Origin of the sequence: Comamonas nitrativorans, assembly GCF_042654765.1 — a bacterium.
Classification (GTDB): domain Bacteria; phylum Pseudomonadota; class Gammaproteobacteria; order Burkholderiales; family Burkholderiaceae_C; genus Comamonas; species Comamonas nitrativorans.
In genome coordinates this window covers 65,363-90,448 of record NZ_JBHSEW010000009.1, presented here as the reverse complement: position 1 = coordinate 90,448, position 25,086 = coordinate 65,363, and the positions used below count along the sequence as shown (strand labels likewise).

At 66.0% G+C, this 25,086-nt stretch carries 21 protein-coding genes; 12 read left to right on the top strand and 9 right to left on the bottom strand.

The annotated features are described in order from the left end of the window. Positions 1–28: 28 nt before the first annotated feature. The 7 genes from ACFO3A_RS11140 (at position 29) to ACFO3A_RS11110 (ending at position 5,921) form a co-directional block, all read left to right on the top strand. Positions 29–511: a hypothetical protein gene (locus tag ACFO3A_RS11140; RefSeq protein WP_377726350.1), complete on the top strand. Its 483-nt coding sequence runs from the start codon at positions 29–31 to the stop codon at positions 509–511. A gap of 31 nt (positions 512–542) precedes the next feature. Beyond that, a complete protein-coding gene (gene rpoE, locus ACFO3A_RS11135) occupies positions 543–1,172 on the top strand; it encodes an RNA polymerase sigma factor RpoE (protein WP_377726349.1) in 630 nt (209 codons plus the stop codon). A gap of 39 nt (positions 1,173–1,211) precedes the next feature. Beyond that, positions 1,212–1,853: a sigma-E factor negative regulatory protein gene (locus tag ACFO3A_RS11130; RefSeq protein ID WP_377726347.1), complete on the top strand. Its 642-nt coding sequence runs from the start codon at positions 1,212–1,214 to the stop codon at positions 1,851–1,853. Between the two features lie 65 nt (positions 1,854–1,918). Beyond that, the gene (locus ACFO3A_RS11125) at positions 1,919–2,725 is read left to right on the top strand and encodes a class I SAM-dependent methyltransferase (RefSeq protein WP_377726345.1); all 807 of its coding nucleotides are present in this window, start codon (positions 1,919–1,921) and stop codon (positions 2,723–2,725) included. A 35-nt stretch (positions 2,726–2,760) separates the two neighbouring features. Then, a complete protein-coding gene (locus ACFO3A_RS11120; protein ID WP_377726344.1) occupies positions 2,761–4,074 on the top strand; it encodes a DUF3422 family protein in 1,314 nt (437 codons plus the stop codon). Positions 4,075–4,142: 68 nt separating this feature from the next. Beyond that, positions 4,143–5,048 carry a DMT family transporter gene (locus ACFO3A_RS11115; protein ID WP_377726343.1) on the top strand — a complete coding sequence of 302 codons (906 nt, stop codon included), beginning with the start codon at positions 4,143–4,145 and terminating at the stop codon, positions 5,046–5,048. Between the two features lie 48 nt (positions 5,049–5,096). Then, the gene (locus ACFO3A_RS11110; protein WP_377726341.1) at positions 5,097–5,921 is read left to right on the top strand and encodes an SDR family oxidoreductase; all 825 of its coding nucleotides are present in this window, start codon (positions 5,097–5,099) and stop codon (positions 5,919–5,921) included. A gap of 44 nt (positions 5,922–5,965) precedes the next feature. Here the strand turns inward: ACFO3A_RS11110 and ACFO3A_RS11105 are convergent, their stop codons facing one another. Continuing rightward, complete coding sequence (locus ACFO3A_RS11105; protein ID WP_377726340.1) at positions 5,966–7,348, bottom strand: dicarboxylate/amino acid:cation symporter; 1,383 nt, start codon at positions 7,346–7,348, stop codon at positions 5,966–5,968. A 159-nt stretch (positions 7,349–7,507) separates the two neighbouring features. Here ACFO3A_RS11105 and ACFO3A_RS11100 point away from each other — a divergent pair, with 159 nt between their 5' ends. Next, positions 7,508–9,655 carry an ATP-binding protein gene (locus ACFO3A_RS11100; RefSeq protein ID WP_377726339.1) on the top strand — a complete coding sequence of 716 codons (2,148 nt, stop codon included), beginning with the start codon at positions 7,508–7,510 and terminating at the stop codon, positions 9,653–9,655. Positions 9,656–9,676: 21 nt separating this feature from the next. Here the strand turns inward: ACFO3A_RS11100 and ACFO3A_RS11095 are convergent, their stop codons facing one another. The 7 genes from ACFO3A_RS11095 to ACFO3A_RS11065 form a co-directional block, all read right to left on the bottom strand. Beyond that, a complete protein-coding gene (locus ACFO3A_RS11095; RefSeq protein ID WP_377726337.1) occupies positions 9,677–10,315 on the bottom strand; it encodes a response regulator in 639 nt (212 codons plus the stop codon). A 29-nt stretch (positions 10,316–10,344) separates the two neighbouring features. Continuing rightward, positions 10,345–11,244 carry a DMT family transporter gene (locus ACFO3A_RS11090; RefSeq protein WP_377726336.1) on the bottom strand — a complete coding sequence of 300 codons (900 nt, stop codon included), beginning with the start codon at positions 11,242–11,244 and terminating at the stop codon, positions 10,345–10,347. Positions 11,245–11,318: 74 nt separating this feature from the next. Further along, the gene (locus tag ACFO3A_RS11085; protein WP_377726334.1) at positions 11,319–12,959 is read right to left on the bottom strand and encodes a Na/Pi cotransporter family protein; all 1,641 of its coding nucleotides are present in this window, start codon (positions 12,957–12,959) and stop codon (positions 11,319–11,321) included. A 61-nt stretch (positions 12,960–13,020) separates the two neighbouring features. Beyond that, entirely contained in the window at positions 13,021–13,527 is a 507-nt protein-coding gene (lspA, locus tag ACFO3A_RS11080; RefSeq protein WP_377726332.1) for a signal peptidase II, read from the bottom strand. 93 nt (positions 13,528–13,620) lie between these two features. Continuing rightward, on the bottom strand, positions 13,621–16,488 hold the full coding sequence (ileS, locus tag ACFO3A_RS11075; protein ID WP_377726330.1) for an isoleucine--tRNA ligase: 2,868 nt from the start codon (positions 16,486–16,488) through the stop codon (positions 13,621–13,623). A 110-nt stretch (positions 16,489–16,598) separates the two neighbouring features. After that, positions 16,599–17,657: a bifunctional riboflavin kinase/FAD synthetase gene (locus ACFO3A_RS11070; RefSeq protein ID WP_377726329.1), complete on the bottom strand. Its 1,059-nt coding sequence runs from the start codon at positions 17,655–17,657 to the stop codon at positions 16,599–16,601. Between the two features lie 63 nt (positions 17,658–17,720). Then, a complete protein-coding gene (locus tag ACFO3A_RS11065) occupies positions 17,721–18,398 on the bottom strand; it encodes a YceH family protein (protein WP_377726327.1) in 678 nt (225 codons plus the stop codon). Between the two features lie 44 nt (positions 18,399–18,442). On the opposite strand from ACFO3A_RS11065, the gene purN reads away from it, so the two are divergent. Together purN and ACFO3A_RS11055 are read left to right on the top strand one after the other, a co-directional pair. Continuing rightward, positions 18,443–19,024 carry a phosphoribosylglycinamide formyltransferase gene (purN, locus tag ACFO3A_RS11060; protein ID WP_377726326.1) on the top strand — a complete coding sequence of 194 codons (582 nt, stop codon included), beginning with the start codon at positions 18,443–18,445 and terminating at the stop codon, positions 19,022–19,024. Between the two features lie 9 nt (positions 19,025–19,033). After that, the gene (locus tag ACFO3A_RS11055; protein ID WP_377726325.1) at positions 19,034–20,305 is read left to right on the top strand and encodes an RsmB/NOP family class I SAM-dependent RNA methyltransferase; all 1,272 of its coding nucleotides are present in this window, start codon (positions 19,034–19,036) and stop codon (positions 20,303–20,305) included. 135 nt (positions 20,306–20,440) lie between these two features. On the opposite strand, the gene ACFO3A_RS11050 is transcribed toward ACFO3A_RS11055, so the two are convergent. Next, positions 20,441–22,021 carry a methyl-accepting chemotaxis protein gene (locus ACFO3A_RS11050; RefSeq protein WP_377726324.1) on the bottom strand — a complete coding sequence of 527 codons (1,581 nt, stop codon included), beginning with the start codon at positions 22,019–22,021 and terminating at the stop codon, positions 20,441–20,443. Positions 22,022–22,292: 271 nt separating this feature from the next. On the opposite strand from ACFO3A_RS11050, the gene rpsO reads away from it, so the two are divergent. Further along, entirely contained in the window at positions 22,293–22,559 is a 267-nt protein-coding gene (gene rpsO / locus ACFO3A_RS11045) for a 30S ribosomal protein S15 (RefSeq protein ID WP_377726323.1), read from the top strand. A gap of 232 nt (positions 22,560–22,791) precedes the next feature. Next, positions 22,792–25,041 carry a polyribonucleotide nucleotidyltransferase gene (gene pnp / locus ACFO3A_RS11040; protein WP_377726322.1) on the top strand — a complete coding sequence of 750 codons (2,250 nt, stop codon included), beginning with the start codon at positions 22,792–22,794 and terminating at the stop codon, positions 25,039–25,041. Positions 25,042–25,086: the final 45 nt, after the last annotated feature.

Genomic DNA, 25,086 nt, shown 5'->3' with positions numbered 1-25,086 from the left:
GGCAACGGCTGAAGCGGGTTTTGCATTCATGACGCTGCGCCACCATAGCCCGCCACCGGTGCAGATGTGCGTTGCCCCCGGGCCGCTGCTGGGCGCAGGCGCTGCTGCCGTTGCCATCGCGGGGCTGCTGGCGCTGTCGTACTGGTGGGGCTTCAGCAGCGCGGCCTGGTGGCTGCGCGGGGCGGTGGCCGGGGTGTGGCTGGCGGCGGTACTGTGGGCTGTCCGGGCGTGGCAGCGTTTGCCGACCGGGGTCTTGCGCTGGGATGGGCAGGGCTGGCTTTGGCAGCCCCGGCTGCGGTCGGGTGAAACGGCCAATGAAAAGAATTTCGTAGCACTTACCGCCCTCCAGGTGGTGTTTGACATGCAGTTTGTACTTGGATTGCATGGCACGGTGGGCGCAAAGCGCTATTTTTTCTGGTTGCAGCGCAGTGCCAACCCTGGAGGCTGGGATGCGGCGCGGCGTGCGGTATATTCCAGCGCTTTGGTCACGCCGCCGCAGGCGGTGCCGTGACCGGCCTTTCTTCTTTTTCGCTTTGGCGTTCATGACGGTAGCCCCCTTGCCCCTTTCTTCCAACGACAGCGATCTGCAACTGGTGCAGCGCACGGTGGCGGGCGATCAGCGGGCGTATGAGCTGCTGGTGCTGAAATACCAGCGCCGCATCGAGCGCCTGGTGGCCCGCATGGTGCGCGACCACGATCTGGTGCAGGACATTGCCCAGGAGACGTTTTTACGCGCCTACCGGGCGCTGCCGCAGTTTCGCGGCGAGGCGCAGTTCTACACTTGGCTGTACCGCATTGCGGTGAATACGGCCAAGAAATTCCTCATGGACATGCGCCGCGACCCGGTGCTGACCGAAAGTGCCCTGGCACCGGTGCAGGACGACGAGGAAACTTTTCGCAACCGCCACGAACCAAGCACGGACGAGACGCCCGAGACGGTGCTGGCAGCGCAGGAAATTGCGGCTGCCGTGCAGGCGGCGATGGATGCTTTGCCCGAAGAATTGCGCCAGGCGGTGACGCTGCGCGAGATCGAAGGGTTGAGCTACGACGAGATTGCCCAGGCCATGGGCTGTCCCATCGGCACGGTGCGCTCGCGTATTTTTCGGGCACGGGAGGCGATTTCAGCGCGGGTCAAGCCGCTGCTGGAGCGCCAAACGGGCAAGCGGTGGTAACACGGGGATGCGGGCTGTCCGCAAACAGCAGGTAGAACCATGAAGGACGATGTAGTAAATACGCAGGAATTGCTTTCGGCTCTGGTCGATGGCGAGTTGACAGGGACTGAGCTGGAACAGGCTTTGGCCGTGGCCGAGGATGCCCAGGGGCAGCGCAATTGGCAGCTCTACCATTTGGTGGGCGATGTGCTGCGCTCGCCCGATCTGGCGCACCACAGCCAGCGCGATGTGCTGACCGGGCTGCGGGCCAAACTGGCGCAGGAGCCGCCGCTGCAAAGCACCCAGGAAACCGCTTTGCAGCTGGCGCCCGGCGTGTTGGAGCAGGTGCAGGCGCCCGCTGCGGTGCGGGATCAGGCGGCCAATGCGTCGGTGTTTCGCTGGAAGCTGGCGGCAGGCTTTGCCTCGATTGCGGCGGTGGCGGCCGTGGGCTGGCAGGTCATGGCTTTGCAGGCGGTGCCTATCAGCGGGGCACAACTGGCGCACAACGCGATGCCGGCGGCCCCGGCCGTCGTGGCGGTGGCGGCCGACGATGGCAAGACCGTGATGCTGCGCGACCCGAATCTGGATGCCCTGCTGGCCTTGCACGAGCAATACGCCAACCGCCCGGGCTTGCAGGTGCCGGCCGAGTTCCTGCGCAATGCCAGCCTGGCCCATGCGGGCGGCCCGCAGCGGGCACCGTAAACTCCTGTCCTTTCCTATCTTGTTCTGCGGGGCCGATCGGCCCCGTTGTCGTTTGAGGCGTTGTTGTGGTCACTCGCAAAAAAAGCAAGGCAGCGGCAGAGCTGCCCACGGTCAGTATCTCGGAGGGCGAAATCGCCCGTTATCTGCACCTGGGCACGCCCTGGGTGCAAGGTTCGATGCGCCTGAAAGACCCGTTCATGCTCGATCTGGAATATGTCCAGCGCATGATGGCCTGGCTGCTGTTCACGCCCGCCGACGAGGATTTGACCGCGCTGCACGCCGTGCAGTTGGGCCTGGGCGCGGCGGCGCTGACCAAGTTTCACCACAAGGTGCTGGGGATGCGCACGACGGCCATCGAGATCAATCCCCAGGTGATCGCCGCCTGCCGGGGCTGGTTCAAATTGCCGCCGGACAGTGCCAGCTTGCAGGTATTGCAGGCCGATGCGGCCGAGGAAATCCGTCGTCCGCACTGGCAGGGGGCCGTTCATGCGCTGCAGGTCGATCTGTACGACCACGATGCGGCGGCCCCGGTGCTGGACAGCCCGGACTTCTATGCCGACTGCCGCGCCATGCTGGCCCCGGAAGGCTGCATGACGGTGAACCTGTTTGGCCGGCGCAGCAGCTACGCCGCCAGTCTGGAGAAGATTTGCGCGGCCTTCGGGCCGGACAACGTCTGGGCGTTCAAGCCCACGCGCGAGGGCAACACCATCGTCCTGGCCCTGCGCGTGGCGCAGCCGCGCGACGTGCTGCAACTGCAAAGCCGGGCGCAGGCCGTGCAGGCGCAATACCAGCTTCCGGCGACGAAATGGTTGAAAGTGTTGCGTCCCGTCGTCGAAGACGTCAGCCAGGGCGGGCTGGAGCGTGGGCAATAACGGCACAATAGCCGGTTTCACTCGTCTTCCCCACCATGCCAGTTGTGCCCCAGCCTGCCCAGCACCCGCAACGTGCTTTGCTGCATAACGAAATCCACGCCCGCCCGCCGGAGTCGGTGCAGGCGCCTGCGGTGCTGACCCACATGGTCATGGTCTGCGACAGCGCCCAGCGCGAGGCCAGCCGCCAGCATCTGGCCGCCCTGCTGCGCGACCACCACCGCAGCGTGCCCGATGAGAGTACGACCCACGTGCGCGTCGACCTGGGCGGCCTGCGCGTGCGCTGGGAGCTGCACACCGAGTTTGTCAGCTGGACCTTCCAGGTAGCCCTGTCGGCCGATACGCTGCTGGATACGCGCACCCCGCCCACGGCGGCCGAGGAAGTGCCCCAGGCCTGGCTGGCCGCGCTACCGGGGCAGTGCCTGGGCTGCATCCACATCTGGCTGGTGCAGTCGGCGCAGTGCGGCAGCGGCGGCATGGAACAGGTGGTGGCGCAGTTGCTGAATGCGGACACGCTGGCCGGTTCCCTGGTGCATCGGGGGCAGACGCAGGTGTGTACCGACTTCGCCATCCACGCCGACGGCTGCTCGCGCATGTTGGTGCAGCCGGGGCCGGAGATTTCGGCCCCGCGCCTGGGACGGCTGGTGCAGCGCCTGCTGGAGATCGAGACCTACCGCATGATGGCGCTGCTGGGGATGCCTGCCGCCCGGCACGCCGTGGCCGTGTTGGGCCATGCCGAGCAGGAGCTGGCCGAGCTGGCCCAGGCCATCCGCCAGGCTGATCGCCGCTCCGAACCGGCGCTGCTCGACCGCCTGACGCGCCTGGCCGGGCAGGTGGAAAGCGAGTACGCCGCCAGCCATGCCCGCTTTTCGGCCAGCCGGGCGTATTTCGAACTGGTGGAAAAGCGCATCCTGGATTTGCAGGAGGAGCGCCTGTCCGGCTTTCTGAGTTTTCAGGAGTTCATGGCCCGGCGCCTGGCCCCGGCCCGCAGCACCTGCGAATGGGCGGCGCGGCGGCAGAACGCCCTGTCCGAGCGCGTCTCGCGCGTGAGCAACCTGCTGCGCACCCGCGTGGAGATCGAGCAGCAGCAAAGCAGCCAGCAACTGCTGGGCAGCATGAACGAGCGCCAGGCCATGCAGCTGAAACTGCAATCGACGGTGGAGGGGCTGTCGGTGGCGGCCATCACTTACTACATCACCGGCCTGATCAGCTATCTGGCCAAAGGGGCGCACGGCCTGGGCTGGCCGCTGTCGGCGGAAAGCACCGCGGCGCTGGCGATTCCGGTCGTGGCCTTCGGGGTCTGGTGGTCGCTGCGGCGGCTGCACCACAAGCTGTTTGGCGCCAAGCATTGATAAAAAGAAGAGCTGCTACCGCCTGACAGCACTTGGTTTGAGGTTTTAAGTTGTCTATAAATGAATCTGTGCCAGCGCAAGCAGCTCAGAAAAAAGTAGCGGTGGGCCTGACCCTGGCTGCCTTGGGCGCGGTGGGGTTCAGCGGCAAGGCCATCATCGTCAAGCTGGCCTACCGCTACGGGGTGGATGCCGTCACCCTGCTGATGTACCGCATGTTGTTTTCCCTGCCGATTTTCCTGCTCATGGGCTGGTGGGCCGGGCGGGGACAAAGGCCGCTGACGCGCCAGGACGGGTGGGGCATTCTGGGCCTGGGGTTTTGCGGCTACTACCTGGCGAGCTTTCTGGACTTTGCCGGGCTGGCGTACATCACCGCCGCGCTGGAGCGGCTGATTCTGTACCTCAACCCCACTTTGGTGGTGCTGCTGGGCTGGGTGTTCTACCGCCGGGGCGTCACGCGCGGGCAGCTTTTGGGCATGGCGCTCAGTTACGGCGGCGTGCTGCTGGTGTTCGGCCACGAGGTCGGCGCCCAGGGCGAACACGCCATCCTGGGGGCGTTGCTGGTGTTGGGCAGCGCCATCAGCTACGCCGTTTATCTGGTCTACAGTCACCAGCTGGTGCAGCGCCTGGGGGCACTGCGGCTGGTCGGGCTGGCCACCAGCGTGGCCTGCGTGCTGTGTCTGGCGCAGTTTGCGCTGATGCGCCCGCTGTCGGCGGCGCTGGTGCCCGCGCCGGTGCTGTGGCTTTCCGTCCTCAACGCCACCTTGTGTACCGCCGCTCCGGTGGTGATGGTGATGCTGGCGGTGGAGCGCATCGGCGCCAGCACGGCTGCGCAGGCGGGCATGATCGGGCCGCTTTCGACCATCGTCCTGGCGCTGTGGCTGCTGGACGAGGACGTCAACGCCTGGATGCTGGGCGGCACCGTGCTGGTGATGGGCGGTATCTACGTCTTTACCCGCATGGCGCGGAGACCGTGAACAGGTTCTTGGCAGAGACAATCCCTCTTTTCGTGAAGGAGAAAAACCATGGATTTAGGCATTGCCGGTAAATGGGCGCTGGTCTGCGCTGCCAGCAGGGGGCTGGGTTTGGGCTGTGCCCAGGCGCTGGTGGCCGAGGGCGTGAACGTGGTCATCAATGCCCGCACCGAAGGCCCTCTGCAGCAAGCGGCGGAAAATTTAAGAGCAACTGCCGCAGACCGGGCCAGGGCCAGCGGGCAGACAGCGCCGGCAGTCATCGCCGTGGCCTGCGACATCACCACTGCGGCAGGCCGTGCGGCGGTACTGAGTGCAGCCGGTGGCCCGGGGGTGGATTTCGATATTCTGGTCAATAACGCTGGCGGCCCGCCGCCCGGCGATTTCCGCGACTGGCAGCGCCAGGAGTGGATCAAGGCGCTGGATGCCAACATGCTCACCCCGATTGAATTGATCCGGGCGGTGGTCGACGGCATGGCGGCCCGGGGCTTTGGCCGCATCGTGAACATCACCTCCAGCGCGGTGAAAGCGCCGATCGACATCCTGGGCCTGTCCAACGGCGCCCGCAGCGGCTTGACCGGGTTCATCGCCGGGCTGGCCCGCTCCGACCTGGCGGCCCGGGGCGTCACCATGAACAACCTGCTGCCGGGCAAGTTCGATACCGACCGCCTGCAGGCCACTTTTGTCAGCACGGCAGCCAGAACCGGGCAGACGCCCGAACAGGTGCGGGCCAGCCAGCAGGCCCAGGTGCCCGCCGGGCGCTTTGGTACGCCCGCAGAGTTCGGGGCGATCTGCGCTTTTCTGTGCAGTCAGCAGGCCGGGTATGTGAACGGGCAGAACATCCTGCCCGATGGCGGGCTGTACCCCGGCACTTTTTGAGGATTCCGGGGGGCAGGCTCCGGGTGCCCCGGGAAGCTGGGCGCTCAGGCCGACAGGGATACCTCCGTCCGGGCCACGGTAGCAGTGCTGGCGGCAGCGGGGAGGGCCGTGGCGGGTGCGGCAGGAGCGGGCGCAGCCGTGGGCGTGCCGTCCAGCGCGGTACGCAGGCGGTCCATGTCCACGCCCTTTTCCCAGCGCGAGACGACCACGGTGGCCACGGCGTTGCCGATGAAGTTGGTCAGGGAGCGGCATTCGCTCATGAAACGGTCCACGCCCAGAATCAGCGCCATCCCGGCCACGGGCACTTCAGGCACCACGGCCAGCGTGGCCGCCAGGGTGATGAAGCCTGCGCCCGAGACACCGGCGGCCCCCTTGGACGAGAGCATGGCCACCAGCAGCAGCATGATCTGGTGGCCCAGGGACAGGTCGATGTTCGTCGCCTGGGCGATGAACAGCGCCGCCAGCGTCATGTAGATGTTGGTGCCGTCCAGGTTGAAGGAATAGCCCGTGGGCACGACCAGACCGACGATGGACTTCTTGCAGCCGGCCTTTTCCATCTTTTCCATCAGCGAGGGCAGGGCCGATTCGGACGAGGAGGTGCCCAGCACCAGCAGCAGCTCTTCCTTCAGGTAGCGGATCAGCTTGAACACCGAGAAGCCGCAGGCGCGTGCCACCGTGCCCAGCACCACCACCACGAACAGGAGCGAGGTCAGGTAGAAGGCCAGCACCAACTCGGCCAGATTCAGCAGCGAACCCAGGCCGAACTTGCCGATGGTGTAGGCCATGGCCCCGAAGGCGCCGATGGGCGCGGCCTTCATGATGATGCTGACCAGCTTGAACACGGGTTTGGTCAGCGTCTCGAAGAAGTGCAGCACCGGCTTGCCCGCTTCGCCCGTCATGGCCAGCGAGATGCCGAACAGCACGGCCACCAGCAGCACCTGCAGGATGTTGTCGCCCACGAAGGGGCTGATCAGCGTCTTGGGGATGACGTCCATCAGGAAGTTGGTCAGCGTCATGTCGTGGGTCTTGGCCACGTAGCCTTTCACGGCGGTTTGGTCGAGGTCGGCGGGGTTGATGTTCATGCCCGCGCCCGGCTGCACCACGTTGGCCACGATCAGGCCCACGACCAGCGCCAGGGTGGAGAAGGTCAGAAAGTAGGCCATGGCCTTGCCGAAAACCCGGCCCACGGCGCTCAACTGCGTCATGCCTGCAATGCCGGTGACGATGGTCAGAAAGATCACCGGCGCGATGATCATCTTGATCAGCTTGATGAAGGCATCGCCAAACGGCTTCATGGCTTCGCCGTAGGCCGGTTCGAAGTAGCCCAGCAGGATACCGGCCACGATGGCAAACACCACCTGGAAGTACAGCTGGCGGTAGAACGGGAGTTTGAGCTGGGCAATGGTCTCGGCATGAATCGGATGCATACGGAATCTTCCACGGGCAACGGTTGGCACCACGCAGGTGCGGATGGCTGGTTGTACCCGTCGCAGGCGAGGATGCCGATAACCCATTGGTATTAGATGGCGCGTCCATGCGACGGTCGGCGCTTGGACGCGCCCTGCGATCGGGGCACACTCGGAGCCATGCCTGCCCGCCTGCATCGCCGTTCACTCTGGATCACCGCCCTGCTTGTCGGCGGCATGTTGTCGAGCATGCTGGCCGTGGGCTGGCTGACGTGGCAGCACGCCCTGCGCAGCGAAAGCATGCTGTTCCAGCGCCAGCTGGCGGCACGCGCCCAGGCGCTGGTGCAGCGCGTGGACCGCTATCGCACCCTGCCCGAGGTGCTTGCGCTGGATATGGAGCTGCGCCAGGCGCTGCAGCGTCCCCTGGGCCCGCAGGAGGTGCAGGCACTCAACCGCAAGCTGGAGCGGGTGAACGGGGCCAGCCAGTCGTCCACCCTGACGCTGATCGACCGGCGGGGCATGGCCATTGCCGCCAGCAACTGGCAGCAGCCGCGCAGCAACGTGGGGCAGGACTATGGCTACCGCCCCTACGTGCAGCAGGCGCTGGCAGCGGGCAGCGGGCGCTTTTACGGCATCGGCACCACGACCGGCCAGCCGGGGTACTTTCTCTCGCAGGCCATTGACGACGATGCCGGGGCGGTCATTGGCCTGATCGCCATCAAGATCGAGCTGCACGCGCTGGAGCATGAATGGCCCGATGCCAGCGCCAGCGACGTGATGGCCGTGTCCGACGGCCTGGGCATCATCTTCCTGTCCAGCCACGCGGCATGGCGCTACCGTTTGCTGCGTCCGCTGACGCCGCAGGCCCAGGCCGAACTGGCCGCCACGCGCCAGTACCAGGGGCAGATCCTGGCACCCCTGGTCTGGCGCGAGCGCCAGCGCCTGGCCGACGGTGGCCGCCTCGTCACCGTGGAAGATGCGCAACTGCCCCGGCAGATGCTGCTGCACAGCATGGCCGTGCCCGGCACCGGCTGGCAGATGCACTTGCTGCACGACACCCGGGCCAGCGCCGCCACCAGCCGCTGGGCCGCCGCAGCGACGGCGGGCCTGTGGCTGGCGGGCATCCTGCTGGTGCTGTTCGCCCGCCAGCGCCAGCGCACCAGCCGCGTGCTGGAAGCGGCCCGCCAGCAGGCCGAGCGGGCCAACCGCTACAAAACCCGCTTTGTGAATGCCGCCGTGCATGACCTGCTGCAACCCTTGAACGCCGCCCGCATGTTCACCAGCCTGCTGCCCAACCACGTGCAGGACGAAGCGGGCCGCCGTGTGGCCGAGAGCATCGAGTCCGCCCTGGCCTCGCAGGACGCCATCCTGACCAGCCTGCTGGACATTGCACGCATGGAATCGGGCCAGCTGGAAGTGCATGTGCGTGACTTTGCCCTCGATGCCTTGCTGCAGGTGGTGCATAACAATTTTTGCCTGCTGGCCGACAGCGAAGGGCTGCAATTGCGCACCCATGCCTGCGCCCTGGTGGTGCGCAGCGACGAGGCGCTGCTGCGCCGCATCGTGCAGAACTTTGTTTCCAACGCCATCCGCTACACCCGCACCGGTCGCATCGTGGTGGGCTGCCGCCGCGTGGGCCGGCAGGTGCGCATCGAGGTGCATGACCAGGGGCCGGGCATTCCCGTCAGCTTGCAGCGCGAAATCTTCGAGGAATTTCGCCGCCTGGACGAGGGCCATGCCGACGACCGGGGCACCGGCCTGGGGCTGGCGATCGTCGAGCGCCTGGGCAAGCTGCTGGGCCATCCGATCGGCCTGCGCTCCACGCCGGGGCGGGGCAGCGTCTTCTGGGTGCAGGTGCCGCTGGGCGATGCCCGGGCCTTGCCGCCGGCGGCCCCCAGCGGGGTTCCGACGGGCCAGGAGGATGCGCCCCTGCAAGGCCGCGTGGTCTGGTATATCGACGACGACCACCAAACCTGCGCCGCCACCCGCGCCCTGTTGGAGCGCTGGGGCTGCGCCGTGCCGTGCGCCGCTGGCCCGCAGGAGGCGTTGGCCCTGGCGCTGGCCCACCCCCAGGCGGTGCCGCACCTGGTGCTGCTGGACGTGCATCTGGGCGGCGGCCTGTACGGCCCCGACTTCTATGCCCAGCTCGCGGCCCAATGGGGGCAGGCGCCGTCCGTCATTCTGGTCACTGCCGAGCACGATGCCGCCTTGCGCCGCCAGGCTGCCGAGCGCGGCTGGGGGTTTCTGGCCAAACCCGTGCGTCCGCCGGCCTTGCGTGCTTTGATGAGCCAGACCCTGCTGCGGCTGGGGGAAGGCGATGGACGCTGACATTCCGTCAGCGTGGGGGACTCATGCTTCCTGGTCGTTTTCCAGGCTTTTGACCAGCACGGCGGCCTGCGTGCGGGTATAGCAGCCGAGTTTTTTCAGGATGGCCGTCACATGCACCTTGACGGTGTTCTCGGCCAGCCCCAGCTCATGGGCGATCTGCTTGTTGAGCAGCCCGTCGGCCAGGCACAGCAGCACGCGAAACTGCTGGGGCGTGAGCTGGGCCAGCCGGGCGGCCAGGTCGGCATCGGCCTGCGAGCGCTCGGCGGCCATCGGCGGAAACCAACTGCCGCCGTCCAGCACGGCCGCCACGGCGTCGGCAATGTCCTGCCCGGAGGCGGATTTGGGGATGAAGCCCGCCGCCCCGAACTGCTGGGCGCGGCGGATGACGCGGGGATGGTCGTTGGAAGAGATGATGGCCACGGGAATGTGCGGGTACTCGCCCCGCACATGCAGTAAGGTGGAAAAGCCCCGCACGCCGGGCATGGTCAGGTCCAGCAGCACCAGCTCGACCTGCGGGTGCGCTTGCAGCGTGCTGCTGACGGCAGCGGCGCTGGCGGCCTCCAGCGTGGCGTATTGCGTGAAGCGCTCGCGCAGCACATGCAGCATCGCAGCGCGAAACAGCGGGTGGTCGTCGGCAACGAGCAGGGTGGGCTGTGACATCGCGGTGCAGTCCGGTCATGCCGCCGGCATCAGCGGCGGGACGCCACCCAGATGCCGCCCACGATCAGCACGAAGGCACCGGCGTGGTACAGCTGGGGCGCCTGTCCCAGCACCAGCACCGACAGAATGGCGGTGAACAGCGGAATCAGGTTGGCAAAAAAGCCCGCCACCGTGGGGTTGGAACGCCGCACCCCGGCGCCCCAGCAGCGGTAGGCCAGGATGGCCGGGCCGATGGCGATGAACAGCAGGGCAGCGGCCAGCGGCCAGCCCGGGGTCAGGTGAAAGCCGCCCAGGCCGATTTCTGCCCCGGTCAACAGTCCCGACCACAGCACGCCGAACACCAGCTGGGCCAGCAGGAAGGCGGCCCAGTCGCTTTTGAATTCCTGCGGGCCGGGCGCTTTGGTGAGCAGCCAGGTGTAGAGCGACCACAGCAGCGTCGCCAGCAGCATGAACAGGTCGCCGGGCACCAGCCGCAGGTGGCGCAGCACGTCGATATCGCCGCGCGTAAGCACCAGCACCACCCCGGCAATCGACAGCAGTGCCCCGACGATCTGGCGGCCACTGATGCTGGTGCCCCAGAACAGGCGCCCCAGGCCCATCATCCAGATCGGCATGCTGGCGCTGACCAGGGTGACGTTGAGCGGACTGGAGGTTTTCAGCGACAGGTACAGCAGGCTGTTGTAGCAGGCAATGCCCAGGAAACCCAGCACGGCATAGGCACGCCAGTGCTGCCACAGCGGACTGCCCTTGGCCAGCACGCGCCAGGCGATGGGCAGCAACAGCAGCACGGCCAGGGTCCAGCGCACGAAGTTCAGCGCGAAGGGTGAAATCAGGTCGTGTACCAGGCGGCCCACGATGGCGTTGCCGGCCCACAGCAGGGGGGCGGCGGTCAGCAGGGCGGCCGTGCCCAGGTTCAAAGGTGCGGTCATCGGGCGATGCTAATGCCTGTGCCGCCAGTGGCGCGGCAGCCGGCGCGGGAAGATGGCAGGGGTATCCAAGAACATCAGTGCAGGTCGCGCAGGCGCGGGGCGATGGCCCCGGCGGCTTCCAGCACCGGGTAGGCCAGGGAGCAGAGCAGGGAGTTGATGCGTTTCAGGTCGCTGATCATGTCGATGTGCAGGGCGCTGGTTTCGATGCTCTTGACCTTGCCGTCGGACAGGCGGTTGAGGTGGCTGGCCGAGTAGGCCAGCTCCAGATCGCGGAAACGTGCCTTTTCTTCCAGCAGGCGCTGCGCGTCGCGCACGTTGCCGCTGAGAAAGACGCTCATCGCCAGCCGCAGGTTGGCCACCAGATGGGCGTGCATGCGGTTGATTTCCTCCAGCCCGGCGCTGGAGAAGTCGCGGCCCTTCTTGATCTTTTTGTCTTCCACTTCCTGCAGGATGCGCTCGACCAGATCGCCCACCTGCTCCATGTTGATGGTGAAGTTGATGACTTCCGTCCAGCGCTGGCCCTCGCGCTCGTCCAGCTCGGCGCGGGAGATTTTGGTCATGTAGTACTTGATGGCCGAATACAGGTCGTCCACCTGATCGTCCAGGGTGCGCAGGTGCCGGGCCAGCTCGGCGTCGTTGTCTTCCCAGACTTTTTTCAGGCCGCCGAGCATGGTCTCGACGATGTCGGCCTGGTGCAGCGCCTCGCGGGCGGCGCAGGAAATCGCCAGCGATGGCGTGGCCAGCGCCGAGCCGTCCAGGTGGTGCGGGCGGGTGGACGAGGGCGCAGCCACCTCGGTGGGCAGGATTTTTTCCACCAGCCGGGCAAAGTGCCCGGTGAACTGCACGCACAGCAGGGCCACCACCAGGTTGAACAGCAGGTGGAACAGCACCACCTGTGCGCCGATATTGGGCACCAGGGGGGCGATGTAGGTCAGCCAGGGCTGGATCAGCCCGATCATGGCGGCCACGCCGACCACCTTGAACAGCAGGTTGCCCAGCGGCACCTGGCGCACCTGCACGCTGGATTTGAGCGTGGTCAGCAGCGCCAGCATGCCGCTGCCCAGATTGGCGCCCAGCACCAGTCCCAGGGCCACGTCGCCCGGAATGCCGCCGGAGCCGGCCAGGGCCGACACCAGCAGCACGGTAGCCAGGCTGGAATAGGAAATGATGGCCAGCACCGCACCGGTGATGATCTCCAGCGTGATGTCGCTGGTGACGGCCAGCAGCAGGGTGCGCACCGTCTCGGACTGGGTCAGCACCAGCGTGGCCTCGGTAATCAGGCGCAGGGCCAGCAGCATCAGCCCCAGGCCGATCAGCACGCGGCCGATACGGCCCACCTTGGTGTCCTGGCGGGCGACGTACAGCACCACGCCGGTGAAAATGCACAGCGGCGAGAGCCAGGACAGGTCCAGCGAGAACACCACCGCCATCAGGCTGGAGCCGACGTCCGCCCCCAACATGACGATCAGGGCCGAAGTCAGCGAAATCATCCCCTGCCCGACGAAGGCCGAGACGATCAGCGCCGTGGCGGTACTTGATTGCACGATGGCCGTCACCCCCACGCCGGAGAGCAGGGCCGTCAGCCGCGTGCTGACGCCTCGGGAAATCAGTTGGCGCAGGTTCGCGCCGAAGACCCGCAGGATGCCGGTACGCACCATCTGGATGCCCCACACCAGCAGGGCAATGGCGGCCAGGAGATTGAGTAGATGCTGCATAAAGCCTAAAAAACAAAGCCCGCCAATATACGCCCCGGCGGACAAGCCTGCTGGCCTCGGTTCACGGCGCGGCGGGCTTGCTGCTGCGGCGGCTGCGCAGCAGCTCGTCGAGGATGAGCAGCGCCGCGCCCAGGGTGATGCCCATGTCGGCCACGTTGAAGGCCGGGAAGTGGCGGCTGCCCCAGTAGAAGTCCAGAAAATCGACCACGTAGCCGTGCATCAGCCGGTCGATCACGTTGCCGATGGCTCCGCCCAGGATGCTGGACAGCGCCAGGCAGAACAGCTTCTGCCCGGGGTATTTGCGCAACTGCCAGACGATCAGCACCGTTGCGCCCGCGCCGATGCCGACGAACAGCCAGCGCTGCCAGCCGTCGTGGTCGGCCAGGAAGGAGAAGGCCGCGCCGGTGTTGTGCGCCCGCACGATGTTGAAGAAGCTGGTGACGGGCGTCCAGTCGCCCCACTGGTAGCGGGCCAGAATCCACTGCTTGGTGAGCTGGTCGATCACCAGCACCAGCAGCGCCCAGGCCAGCCAGGGCCAGATGCGGGGGCGGGTAGAAGAGGGGTTCATTGTTTCAATAGCTTTTCCCGCTTGAAATACAAGGATTTCAGCATGTTTGATACTTGAAATCCTTGCATATCCTGCGGAACAAGCTCCTTTTTATCAAGCAAAGTGGCGCACTTCGCCGCTGCCGTGCAGGTTGCTGTCGCAGCGTCCGCACAGCGTCGGGTGGGCGCTGTTGGTGCCCACGTCGGCGCGGTAGTGCCAGCAGCGTTCGCATTTGGCGTGGGTGCTGACCTGCACGTCCACCGCCAGGGCGTCGCCCGGTCGGGCCTGCGCGGCGCTGGTGATGAGGACGAACTTCAAATCCTCGCCCAGCGATTGCAGCAGGGCCAGGTCTTCCGGCTCGGCGCTCAGGGTCACTTCGGCTTGCAGCGAGGCGCCGACCTGACCGGCTTCGCGCCGGTTCTCGATTTCCTTGTTCGTCACGTCGCGGATGGCGCGGATGCGCTCCCACTTGGTCAGCAGCGCGGCATCGCCCGCAGGCAGGGTCTGGTAGGTTTCCAGGAAAATGGAGCTGCTGCTGCCGACGATCTTCCATGCTTCCTCGGCGGTGAACGAGAGGAAGGGCGCCATCCAGCGCAGCATGGCGTGCAGGATGTGGTGCAGCGCGGTCTGGGCGCTGCGCCGCGCCGCGCTCTTGGCGCCGCTGGTGTAGAGGCGGTCTTTCAGCACGTCCAGGTAGAAGCCGCCCAAATCCTCGGAGCAGAACAGTTGCAGCTTGGCGACCACAGGGTGGAACTCGTACACCTTGAAATGGCCCAGCACCTCGGCCTGGAACTGGGCAGCGCGGGCCAGCGCCCAGCGGTCGATTTCCAGCATCTGCTCGTAGGGCACGGCGTCCTGGGCGGCGTCGAAGTCGCTGGTGTTGGCCAGCAAAAAGCGCAGCGTGTTGCGGATGCGGCGGTAGGCGTCCACCACGCGGGCCAGAATCTTGTCGTCGATGGCCAGATCGCCCGAGTAGTCGGTCGAGGCGCACCACAGGCGGATGATTTCCGCGCCCATCTTGCTGCTGACCTCCTGCGGCGAAACGGTGTTGCCCAGCGACTTGCTCATCTTCTTGCCCTGGCCATCGACGGTGAAGCCGTGCGTGAGCAGGCCCCGGTACGGCGCCCGGCCAAAGATGGCGCTGGCCAGCAGCAGCGAGGAATGGAACCAGCCCCGGTGCTGGTCGTGGCCTTCCAGGTACAGGTCGGCCTCCGGCCCCTGGTCGTGGTGCATCCCGGCGTGGGTGCCGCGCAGCACGTGCCAGAAGGTGGAGCCGGAGTCGAACCACACTTCCAGAATGTCGGTGCTTTTGGTGTAGTTTTTGGCGTCCTGAGCGCCCAGGATGTCTTCCGTGGTCACGCGGCTCCAGGCTTCGATGCCGCCTTGCTCGACGATGCTGGCCGCCTGGTCGATGATCTCCATCGTGCGCGGGTGCAGCGCCCCGGTGTCCACGTGCAGGAAGAAGGGCAGCGGCACGCCCCACGAACGCTGGCGCGAGATGCACCAGTCGGGCCGGTTGGCGATCATGTCGCGCAGGCGGGCTTTGCCGTTTTCGGGGTAGAAACTGGTCTGCTCGATCGCTGTCAGGGCGATCTGGCGCAGGGTTTGCGCGGGTTTCTGCGCCGGGTCGGTGAAGACGCCCTCGCCCTCGTCCATGCGCACGAACCACTGCGCGGCGGCGCGGTAGATCACCGGCGACTTGTGCCGCCAGCAGTGCGGGTAGCTGTGCGTGATGCCGGCGGTGCCCATCAGGCGGCCCGCCACTTTGAGCGCATCGATGATGACCGGCACGGCCTTCCAGATCGGCTGGCCGCCGAACAGCGGGAAGTCCGTCGCGTACTGGCCGTTGCCCTGCACGGGATTGAGGATGTCCTGGTAGGCCAGCCCGTTGCCCACGCAACTGTTGAAGTCGTCCACGCCATAGGCCGGGGCGCTGTGGACGATACCGGTGCCGTCCTCGGCCGTGGCGTACTCGGCCACGTAGACGGGCGAGAGGCGGTCGTACCCCGCATCGACGTGCGCCAGCGGGTGCTTGAAGGGCATCCGATCCAGCTTCTGCCCCACGGCGGTAGCGATCACCTGACCGGCGATGCCCCAACGCTCCAGGCATTTTTCCACCAGGGCGCTGGCGACGACGAGCAGGCCGCGCTCGGTATCGACCAGGCTGTATTCCAGTTCCGGGTTCACGTTCAGCGCCTGGTTGGCGGGAATCGTCCACGCGGTGGTCGTCCAGATCACGGCAAAGGCGGGCTTGTCCAGTGTGTCCAGGCCGAAGGCGGCAGCCAGCCGGGCCGGGTCGGCGGCGGGGAACATCACGTCCAGCGTCTGGCTTTGCTTGTCGGCGTATTCGATTTCAAATTCGGCCAGGGAGCTGGCGCAGTCGAAACACCAGTAAACCGGCTTCAGCCCCCGGTAGATGAAGCCGCGCTCCATCACCTTCTTCAGCGCCCGCAACTGGTGCGCCTCGCTGGCGAAGTTCATGGTCTTGTACGGATGGTCCCACTCGCCCAGCACGCCCAGGCGTTGGAAGTCCGCCATCTGCTGGGCGATCTGCTCGGTGGCAAAGGCGCGGCCCTTGGCCTGCATCTCGTCGCGCGGCAGGTTGCGGCCATGCAGTTTTTCGATGGCGTTCTCGATCGGCAGGCCGTGGCAGTCCCAGCCGGGGGTGTAGAGCGCGTCGAAGCCTTCCAGCTGGCGGCTCTTGACGATCATGTCCTTCAGGATTTTGTTCATCGCGTGGCCGATGTGGATCTGGCCGTTGGCATACGGCGGGCCGTCGTGCAGGATGAACTTGGGCGCACCCTGGCGGGCGGCACGCAGTTGCTTGTAGACGCCTTGCTCGTCCCAGTCCCTGGCCCATTGCGGCTCGCGCTTGGGCAGGTCGCCGCGCATGGGGAAGGGCGTGTCGGGCATGTTCAGCGTGGCGCGGTAGGCGCTTTCCGGGGCGTTCTTGGCTTTTTTCGGGGCGGGCTGTTCGGACATGAAAAATCTTTCTCGCTTCAAGGCAAAGCCCAGGGCGCGGCCTGGGCTGGAAATTCAGGGGAAAAACCGGGGATGCCGGTGGAAATCCGTCGCGGTGATGATGCCGGGCATCAAATTCGGTCGCGCGTGGTCTGGCGCTGGGTTTGCGCGGGGGTCACGCTGGCGGCGGACAGTTGTCCGGCAAAAAAGGCGCGGGCATCGGCGCAGTCTTGCGCGATGCCCTGGGTGAGCGCATCCAGGCTGTTGTATTTCAGCTCGTCATGCAGTTTGTGCAGCAGTTCCACGCGGATGATTTTACCGTAGCCCCCATCGCCGCCCAGGTGCTGCGGCCAGTCCAGGCAATGCGTCTCCAGCAGCACGCGGCCGCCGTTCACGTCATGGGGGTCCAGGGACGGGCGCACGCCCAGGTTGGCCACGCCCGGCAGGGGCGCATCGGTCAGGCCATGCACCAGCACGGCGAAGATGCCGCTGGCGGCGGGCTTCCAGTGGTCGAAGCGCAGGTTCAGCGTGCGAAAGCCGTCGCCCAGGCCCGGGGCGCTCTCGGCCAGGCTGCGGCCCAGCTTGCGCCCATGCACGACGTGGCCGCTGATGGTGTAAGGGCGGCCCAGCAGGCGCTCGGCCTCCTGCATCTGCCCGGCTGCCAGGGCGGCGCGTACCTCGGTGCTGGAAACGCGCAGGCCATGCACCTCGTAGCTGTTCATGCGGGCCACTTCAAAGCCCTGGGCCTGCCCGGCGGCATCCAGCAGGGCGTAATCGCCCGCCCGCTTGGCGCCAAAGCGGAAGTCGTCGCCCACCAGCACGTAGCGGGCGCCCAGGCCGTCCAGCAGCACCTCGTCGATGAAGGCCTGGGGCGCCAGGCTGGCCAGCGCGTGGTTGAAGGGCAGGATCACCACCTGGTCCAGCCCGCAGACGCGCAGCTGCGACAGCTTGTCGCGCAGCGTGCCGACCCGGGCCGGGGCCAGCTCCGGCTTGCCCAGCACCCCGGCGAAGTAGTCGCGCGGGTGCGGCTCGAAGGTCACCGCGCAACTGGGCAGGCCGCGTTGGGCGGCTTCGGCCCGCAGCAATCCCAGCATGGCCTGATGCCCACGGTGTACGCCGTCGAAGTTGCCGATGGTCAGGGCGCAGGCCGGGGCCAGGCCCGCCTGCCGGTAGCCGAGGAAGATCTTCATGCCAGGGGGAAGGTGTGAGGATGAAAAAACAAAACCGCACAGTATAGGCCGTGCCCCGCAGGCTCAGTCGCCCAGGGAGCGGGTCAGCGCATCCAGGCGCTGCTGCAACTGCGCTACCTGGGTTTCCAGCAGGGTGACACGTTCGGTCAGGTCGGCCAGTCCGGTGGTGGCAGCGGCGTTAGCAACGGTGGCGTGGCTGGCGGCAGCCGCTGCGGGCAGGATTGGCTCCCCGCACAGCAGATGCGCCCAGCGGGCCTCGCGGGCGCCGGGGGCCTTGGGCAGCAGTTGCACCAGCGGGCCGCCTTTCTCTGCGCTGCGTTCTTGCAGTTCTTCCAGAAAAGCTTCGACCGAGGAGGTATCGGCAAAGCGGTGCCAGCGCTCGGCATTGGTGCGCAGCTCGGCGGCGGTTTGCGGGCCGCGCAAGATCAGCAGGCCCAGCAGGGCCGAGGCCTGGCTGGGCACGCCCAGCACGCGCTCGAAGTTGTGTTCCCAGCGCATGGCGCGTTGGCCGCTGACCTCGATGACCAGATGGCGCTCGCGCAGCGCATCCAGGGCGGCCAGGGCGTCGGCCTCGGTCAGTTGCATCAGCGGCTCGCGGCTGGTTTTCTGGTTGCAGCCGGACAGCAGGCTGTTCAGCGTCAGCGGATAGCTGTCCGGCACGGTGCGCTGCTTTTCCAGCAGCGTGGCCAGGACGCGGGCCTGTTCGGCGCTCAGGGGGGTGTTTTGGTGGTCAAAAGGCATGGCAGATGGCGAAATGGGATGGGGCAGGGATAATCGCGCCCTCTATGAAAAACATCGTGATTCTCATCTCAGGCAGCGGCTCGAACATGGCCGCTATTGTGCGTGCGGCCCAGCAGGGCGACTGGGCCGGGCAGTATGGCGCCCGCATTGCCGCCGTGATCAGCAACAAGGCCGACGCCAAGGGGCTGCAATTTGCGCAGGACAACGGCATCGCCACCGCCGTACTCGACCACAAGGCCTTTGCCAGCCGCGAGGATTTCGATGCCGCCCTGGCGCAGTTGATCGACCAGTACCAGCCCGCCCTGGTGGTGCTGGCCGGATTCATGCGCATTCTGACGCCCGGCTTCGTCGCCCACTTTGCCGGGCGGCTGCTGAACATCCACCCCTCGCTGCTGCCCGCCTTCACCGGCCTGCACACCCACCAACGCGCCATTGATGCGGGCTGCAAGTTTGCTGGCTGCACCGTCCACGTCGTCACGCAGGAGCTGGACGACGGCCCCATCCTGGAACAGGCCGTGGTGCCCGTGCTGCCCGACGACACCGCCGACACCCTGGCCGCCCGCGTGCTGACGCAGGAACACGTCATCTACCCGCGTGCCGTGTGCAACTTCATCAAAAACATCTAAAAAACCGCCATGCACCCTAAAGCCCTTCTGGAAGCCTGCGCCGAACTGGTGCAGCAAGTCATGTTGCTGCAACACCCGGCGGACAGCGTCGTCTCGCGCTTCTTTCGCCAGCACCGCAACCTCGGCCCGCGCGAACGCGCCACGCTGGCGGAAACCGCCTACACCGTGCTGCGCCATAAGCTGCGCTTCGAAGCCCTGGCCCGCTCCGGCAGCGGGGCGCGGGAGCGCCGCCTGGCGATCCTGGGCTTTGCCGGGCCGCGCACCCTGCTGCAAGCGGCCCTGAACCCCGCAGAAAAAACCTGGCTGCAAGAGTGCGACGCCGTGCAGACCGCCGACCTGCTGCCCCAGCACCGCCACAACCTGCCCCAATGGCTGGCCGAGGCGCTGCAAGCCCAGGTGGGCGAACAGTTCGACGCGCTGGCCGCCAGCCTGCTGGCAGCCGCGCCGCTGGATTTGCGCGTCAATACCCTGAACGCCAAGCGCGAAGCCGTCATCAAGGAACTGGCCGCAGAAGGCATCGCGGCAGAGGCTACGCCGTACTCCCCCTGGGGCCTGCGCGTTCAGGAAAAACCCGCGCTGACCCGGCTGGACGCCTTCCAGCAAGGCCGCATCGAAGTGCAGGACGAAGGCTCGCAACTGCTGGCCCTGCTGCTGGACGCCAAGCGCGGCGAGATGGTGGTGGACTTCTGCGCCGGTGCGGGCGGCAAGACCCTGGCCATCGGGGCGCAGATGCGCAACACGGGCCGTCTGTATGCCTTCGACGTGTCGGCCCACCGTCTCGAAGCCCTCAAGCCCCGGCTGGCGCGTTCGGGCCTGTCGAACGTCCACCCCGCCGCCCTGGCGCACGAGCGCGACGAGCGCGTCAAGCGCCTGGCCGGCAAGATCGATCGCGTGCTGGTCGATGCCCCCTGTTCCGGCCTGGGCACCCTGCGCCGCAACCCCGACCTGAAATGGCGGCAAAACGCGCAGTCCGTCGCCGAACTCACGGCCAAGCAGACGGCCATCCTGGACAGCGCCGCCCGTCTGGTGAAAAGCGGTGGCCGTCTGGTCTACGCCACCTGCTCCATGCTGCCCGAGGAAAACGAACGCATTGCCGAAGCCTTCCAGCAGGCCCACCCCGATTTCGTGGCGCTGGATGCGGGCGATACCCTGGCGCAGCTGAAGGTGGACAACGCCGCCAGCCTGTGCGCAGGCGGCGCCACCGGCACGCAATACGTGCGCCTGTGGCCGCATACCCATCAGGTCGATGGCTTTTTTGCGGCGGTGTGGCAGCGCAAGTAAAACGACGCAATAAAAATAGCTGCTTCCGCAGATAAATAGACAATTTCAAATAGTTTTATACCTGAAATCGTTTATTTATCTGCGGAAGCAGCTATTTTTTTAAGCTTCCTGTTCGCCGTGCGGCAAACCTGCCGCTCAAGCCAGTTGCAAGCGTGCTGCCGGGGCGGATTCCAGCGCCGTCGCGCCGTGCCCCAGGTCGAAGATGCTGACGGATTGCACCAGCGTCTGCGCCTGGCTTTGCAGGCTGCTGGCGGCGGCGGCCATTTCCTCGACCAGGGCCGCGTTCTGCTGGGTCATCTGGTCCATCTGGCTGATGGCGGCACCGACCTCGGCGACGCCCTGGCTTTGCTGGCTGGTGGCGGTGCTGATTTCCCCCATCAGCGCGGTGACGCGGCGGATGGCCTCGACCACTTCCTGCATGGTGGCCCCGGCGCGGCCGGCCTGGGCGGTGCCGGCCTGCACGCGCTGCACGCTGTTGTCGATCAGCTGCTTGATTTCCTTGGCCGCTTCGGCGCTGCGCCCGGCCAGGGAGCGCACCTCGCTGGCGACGACGGCAAAGCCCCGGCCCTGTTCGCCGGCGCGGGCGGCCTCGACGGCGGCGTTCAGCGCCAGGATGTTGGTCTGGAAGGCAATGCCGTCGATCACGCCGATGATGTTGGCCATGCGCTCGGAGCTGGTGGCGATCTCCTGCATGGTGCCGACCACTTCCTGCACCACCTCGCCGCCGCGCTCGGCCACCTGCGAGGCGGACTGTGCGAGCTGGTTGGCCTGCTGTGCGTTGTCGGCGTTGTGGCGCACGGTGCTGCTCAGTTGCTCCATCGAGGCGGCGGTCTGCTGCAGGGCGCTGGCCTGCTGTTCGGTGCGGCTGCTCAGATCCAGATTCGCCTGGGCGATTTCCGCGCTGGCCCCGGCCACGCTTTCCGAGCCGCTGCGCACCTGCGTGACGACCTGGCGCAGTCCCCCGACCATTTCCTGCTGCGCCTGCAGCAGCAGGGCGGTTTCATTGGTGCCGGCCACGGGCGGGCGCTCGCGCAGCTGGCCCGCTGCCACGGCGCGGGACAGGCCGACCACCTCCTGCAGCGGCTTGGTGATGGCCAGTACGGTCGAGCGGGCCAGCAGTAGCGCGGCGGCCAGGGCCAGCCCGATGCTGAGCCAGACGCCGCTCTGGATGGCCGTAATGTCGGCATGGGCCTGGGTGACCGAGGCATTCAGGCGCTGGCTTTGCAGGGTCTTGAGCGCGGCGATCGCTGCGCCGTAGCCGTGCAGGATGCCGCCCACCTCGTCCATCAGGTAATTGCGGGCGCTGCCCTGATTGCCCTTGTCCATCAGGCCGATGAGGTGTTCCTGGGCCTGCACGTACTGCTGGCGCTGGGCCAGTACGGCCTGCAGCAGCGCCTGGCCTTCCGTGTCGGTGATGCGGGTTTGCAGTTGCTCCACCACTTCGCCGATGCGTTTGCGCGAGGCGTAAATCTGCTGCTTGAGCGCGTCGTATTCTTCCAGCCCCTTGACGATCAGCAGATCGCGCAGGGCCTCGGCGATGATGTGGCGGTTCTCGTCGACTTCATTGAGCATGGAGACATTGGGCATGTCCTGCTCGCTGATCTGGTTGAAGCCGTGGCCGATGGCGGCGCTTTTGTACAGGGCCACGGCCCCTTGCAGGCAGATCAGCAGGCTGATCAAGGCAAAGCCCAGGGTCAGGCGGGTGGCGATTTTCATGGGGAGGGCCTCCTTGTGGGGGGAGAGTCATCGGTGCGGGTAAGCACCTTCGTACCAGGCGGGTGTGCCAGAGCAAGCCGGGGTTTTTAGCAGGGGTAACACACTGTAAACAACAGGGGGAACCCCTATGGAGGCGCGGCCCCCTTGGGGAAATTGGACGAAAGTGTTAGAATTACCGGGTTTTGCATGGTGCAGAACGCACGTCGGGGCCTTTCCAGTCCTGGCGCAAGTCATTAGGGTGCGCAGCACCCGTTCATACCAAGGAAATACCATGATCGCTGCCTCTGTGAAGGCTGAAGTTGTCAAAGCCAACGCTCGCTCGGAAAACGATACCGGTAGCCCGGAAGTGCAAGTCGCACTGCTGACCGCCCGTATCAACGAACTGACCCCCCACTTCAAACAGCACGCCAAGGACCATCACGGTCGCCGTGGCCTGCTGCGCATGGTGAGCCGTCGCCGCAAGCTGCTGGACTACCTCAAGGCCAAGGATGCCGACCGTTACGTCGCCCTGATCGCCAAGCTGGGCCTGCGCAAGTAAGCACAGTGCCTGCGCACTTGACTCGGTAAGGAATGCCTGCGCTGGCCACGGTCAGCGCAGGCGTTTTTGTTTTTCATTCACCGGGGGATTGCAGAGCGAAGCTGTGTCATTCCACGTCGATACTTGCAAATCAATAGCTGCAAGCGTCGATCTGGAATGGCATCGCGATCTGTATCACCCTGAAAACCTTGCTACCCGTGCGGTAGCAGCTATTTTTAAAGGATTGATCGTTATGACCATGTTCAACAAAGTCACCAAAACCTTCCAGTGGGGCCAGCACACCGTCACCATGGAAACCGGCGAAATCGCCCGCCAGGCCAGCGGTGCCGTGCTGGTGAACATCGACGACACCGTGGTGCTGGCCACCGTCGTCGCCTCCAAGAACGCCAAGCCCGGCCAGGACTTCTTCCCCCTGACCGTGGACTACATCGAAAAGACCTACGCCGCCGGCAAGATCCCCGGCAGCTTCTTCAAGCGCGAAGCCAAGCCGTCCGAGCTGGAAACGCTGACCAGCCGCCTGATCGACCGCCCCATTCGCCCGCTGTTCCCCGAAGGCTTCTACAACGAAGTGCATGTGGTCATCCACACCATTTCGCTGAACCCCGAGGTGGACGCCGACATCGCCGCCATGATCGCCGTCTCTGCCGCCCTGTCGGTGTCCGGCATTCCCTTCAACGGCCCCATCGGTGCGGCCCGCGTCGGCTACATCAACGGTGAATACGTCCTCAACCCCGGCCAGACGCAGCGCAAGAACAGCCAGATGGACCTGGTCGTGGCCGGTACCGAAGCCGCCGTGCTGATGGTCGAATCCGAAGCGCAACAACTGCCCGAAGACGTCATGCTGGGTGCCGTGGTCTACGGCCACGAGCAAGGCCAGATCGCCATCAACGCCATCCACGAACTGGTGCGCGAGGCCGGCAAGCCCGTGTGGGACTGGCAGCCCGAAGCCAAGGACGAAGCCCTGATCGCCAAAGTGGCCGAGCTGGGCGAAGAAAAACTGCGTGCCGCCTACCAGAACCGCAACAAGCAGGTGCGCACCCAGGCGTGCCGCGAAGCCTACGCCTTTGTCAAGGCCGGTCTGACCGAGCAGGGCGTGGCGTTCGACGCCGTGAAGGTGGACAACATGCTGTTCGACATCGAAGCCCGTATCGTGCGCAGCCAGATTCTGGCCGGCGAGCCGCGCATCGACGGCCGCGACACCCGCACCGTGCGCCCCATCGAAATCCGCAACTCCGTGCTGCCGCGCACCCACGGTTCCGCCCTGTTCACGCGCGGCGAAACCCAGGCGCTGGTCATCTCCACCCTGGGCACCGAGCGCGACGCGCAGCGCATCGACGCGCTGGCCGGCGAGTTTGAAGACCGCTTCCTGTTCCACTACAACATGCCTCCCTTTGCCACCGGCGAAGTAGGCCGCATGGGCTCGACCAAGCGCCGCGAAGTCGGCCATGGCCGCCTGGCCAAGCGTGCCCTGGTGGCCTGCCTGCCGAGCAAGGAAGAATTCCCCTACACCATCCGCGTGGTGTCGGAAATCACCGAATCCAACGGCTCTTCCTCGATGGCCTCCGTCTGCGGCGGCTGCCTGTCGATGATGGACGCCGGCGTGCCCATGAAGGCGCACGTCGCCGGCATCGCCATGGGTCTGATCAAGGAAGACAACAAGTTCGCCGTGCTGACCGACATCCTGGGCGATGAAGATCATTTGGGCGACATGGACTTCAAGGTGGCCGGTACCACCGCCGGTATCACCGCCCTGCAGATGGACATCAAGATTCAGGGCATCACCAAGGAAATCATGCAGGTCGCCCTGGCCCAGGCCAAGGAAGCACGCATGCACATCCTGGGCAAGATGCAGGAAGCCATGGGCGAGGCCAAGGCCGAAATCTCCAGCTTCGCGCCTAAGCTGTTCACGATGAAGATCAACCCCGAGAAGATCCGCGACGTGATCGGCAAGGGCGGCGCCACCATCCGCGCCCTGACCGATGAAACCGGTTGCCAGATCAACATCGAGGAAGACGGCACCATCACCATCGCCGCCACCGAGGCCGCCAAGGCCGACGAAGCCAAGCGCCGCATCGAGGAAATCACCGCCGAAGTGGAAATCGGCAAGGTCTACGAAGGCCCGATCGTCAAGATTCTGGACTTCGGTGCCCTGGTGAGCGTGCTGCCCGGCAAGGACGGCCTGCTGCACATCAGTCAGATCGCCCACGAGCGCGTGGAAAAAGTCACCGACTACCTGCAGGAAGGCCAGATCGTCAAGGTCAAGGCGCTGGAAGCCGACGACAAGGGCCGCATCAAGCTGTCCATGAAGGCGCTGATCGAGCGCCCCGCCGGCATGCCCGAGCGCGAGCCGCGTGAACCGCGCGAGTACCGCGAACGTGCCCCGCGTCAGCCGCGCGAAAACCGCGAGTACCGCGAGCCGCGTGAACCCCGCGAGCAACGTGAACCGCGTGCCGAGCAGCCCAACCAGTCCGAACAAGGGTGATTGCTTGCATTAAAAGAGCTGCTGGCGCTGGTAAATAAAGCGTTG

Excerpts from the sequence above, each read along its gene's own strand:
- ACFO3A_RS11140 (WP_377726350.1), top strand. The coding sequence starts at position 29 with ATGACGCTGCGCCACCATAGCCCGCCACCGGTGCAGATGTGCGTTGCC.
- rpoE (WP_377726349.1), top strand. The coding sequence starts at position 543 with ATGACGGTAGCCCCCTTGCCCCTTTCTTCCAACGACAGCGATCTGCAA.
- ACFO3A_RS11130 (WP_377726347.1), top strand. The coding sequence starts at position 1,212 with ATGAAGGACGATGTAGTAAATACGCAGGAATTGCTTTCGGCTCTGGTC.
- ACFO3A_RS11120 (WP_377726344.1), top strand. The coding sequence starts at position 2,761 with ATGCCAGTTGTGCCCCAGCCTGCCCAGCACCCGCAACGTGCTTTGCTG.
- ACFO3A_RS11110 (WP_377726341.1), top strand. The coding sequence starts at position 5,097 with ATGGATTTAGGCATTGCCGGTAAATGGGCGCTGGTCTGCGCTGCCAGC.
- ACFO3A_RS11105 (WP_377726340.1), bottom strand. The coding sequence starts at position 7,348 with ATGCATCCGATTCATGCCGAGACCATTGCCCAGCTCAAACTCCCGTTC.
- ACFO3A_RS11100 (WP_377726339.1), top strand. The coding sequence starts at position 7,508 with ATGCCTGCCCGCCTGCATCGCCGTTCACTCTGGATCACCGCCCTGCTT.
- ACFO3A_RS11095 (WP_377726337.1), bottom strand. The coding sequence starts at position 10,315 with ATGTCACAGCCCACCCTGCTCGTTGCCGACGACCACCCGCTGTTTCGC.
- ACFO3A_RS11090 (WP_377726336.1), bottom strand. The coding sequence starts at position 11,244 with ATGACCGCACCTTTGAACCTGGGCACGGCCGCCCTGCTGACCGCCGCC.
- ACFO3A_RS11085 (WP_377726334.1), bottom strand. The coding sequence starts at position 12,959 with ATGCAGCATCTACTCAATCTCCTGGCCGCCATTGCCCTGCTGGTGTGG.
- lspA (WP_377726332.1), bottom strand. The coding sequence starts at position 13,527 with ATGAACCCCTCTTCTACCCGCCCCCGCATCTGGCCCTGGCTGGCCTGG.
- ileS (WP_377726330.1), bottom strand. The coding sequence starts at position 16,488 with ATGTCCGAACAGCCCGCCCCGAAAAAAGCCAAGAACGCCCCGGAAAGC.
- ACFO3A_RS11070 (WP_377726329.1), bottom strand. The coding sequence starts at position 17,657 with ATGAAGATCTTCCTCGGCTACCGGCAGGCGGGCCTGGCCCCGGCCTGC.
- ACFO3A_RS11065 (WP_377726327.1), bottom strand. The coding sequence starts at position 18,398 with ATGCCTTTTGACCACCAAAACACCCCCCTGAGCGCCGAACAGGCCCGC.
- purN (WP_377726326.1), top strand. The coding sequence starts at position 18,443 with ATGAAAAACATCGTGATTCTCATCTCAGGCAGCGGCTCGAACATGGCC.
- ACFO3A_RS11055 (WP_377726325.1), top strand. The coding sequence starts at position 19,034 with ATGCACCCTAAAGCCCTTCTGGAAGCCTGCGCCGAACTGGTGCAGCAA.
- ACFO3A_RS11050 (WP_377726324.1), bottom strand. The coding sequence starts at position 22,021 with ATGAAAATCGCCACCCGCCTGACCCTGGGCTTTGCCTTGATCAGCCTG.
- rpsO (WP_377726323.1), top strand. The coding sequence starts at position 22,293 with ATGATCGCTGCCTCTGTGAAGGCTGAAGTTGTCAAAGCCAACGCTCGC.
- pnp (WP_377726322.1), top strand. The coding sequence starts at position 22,792 with ATGACCATGTTCAACAAAGTCACCAAAACCTTCCAGTGGGGCCAGCAC.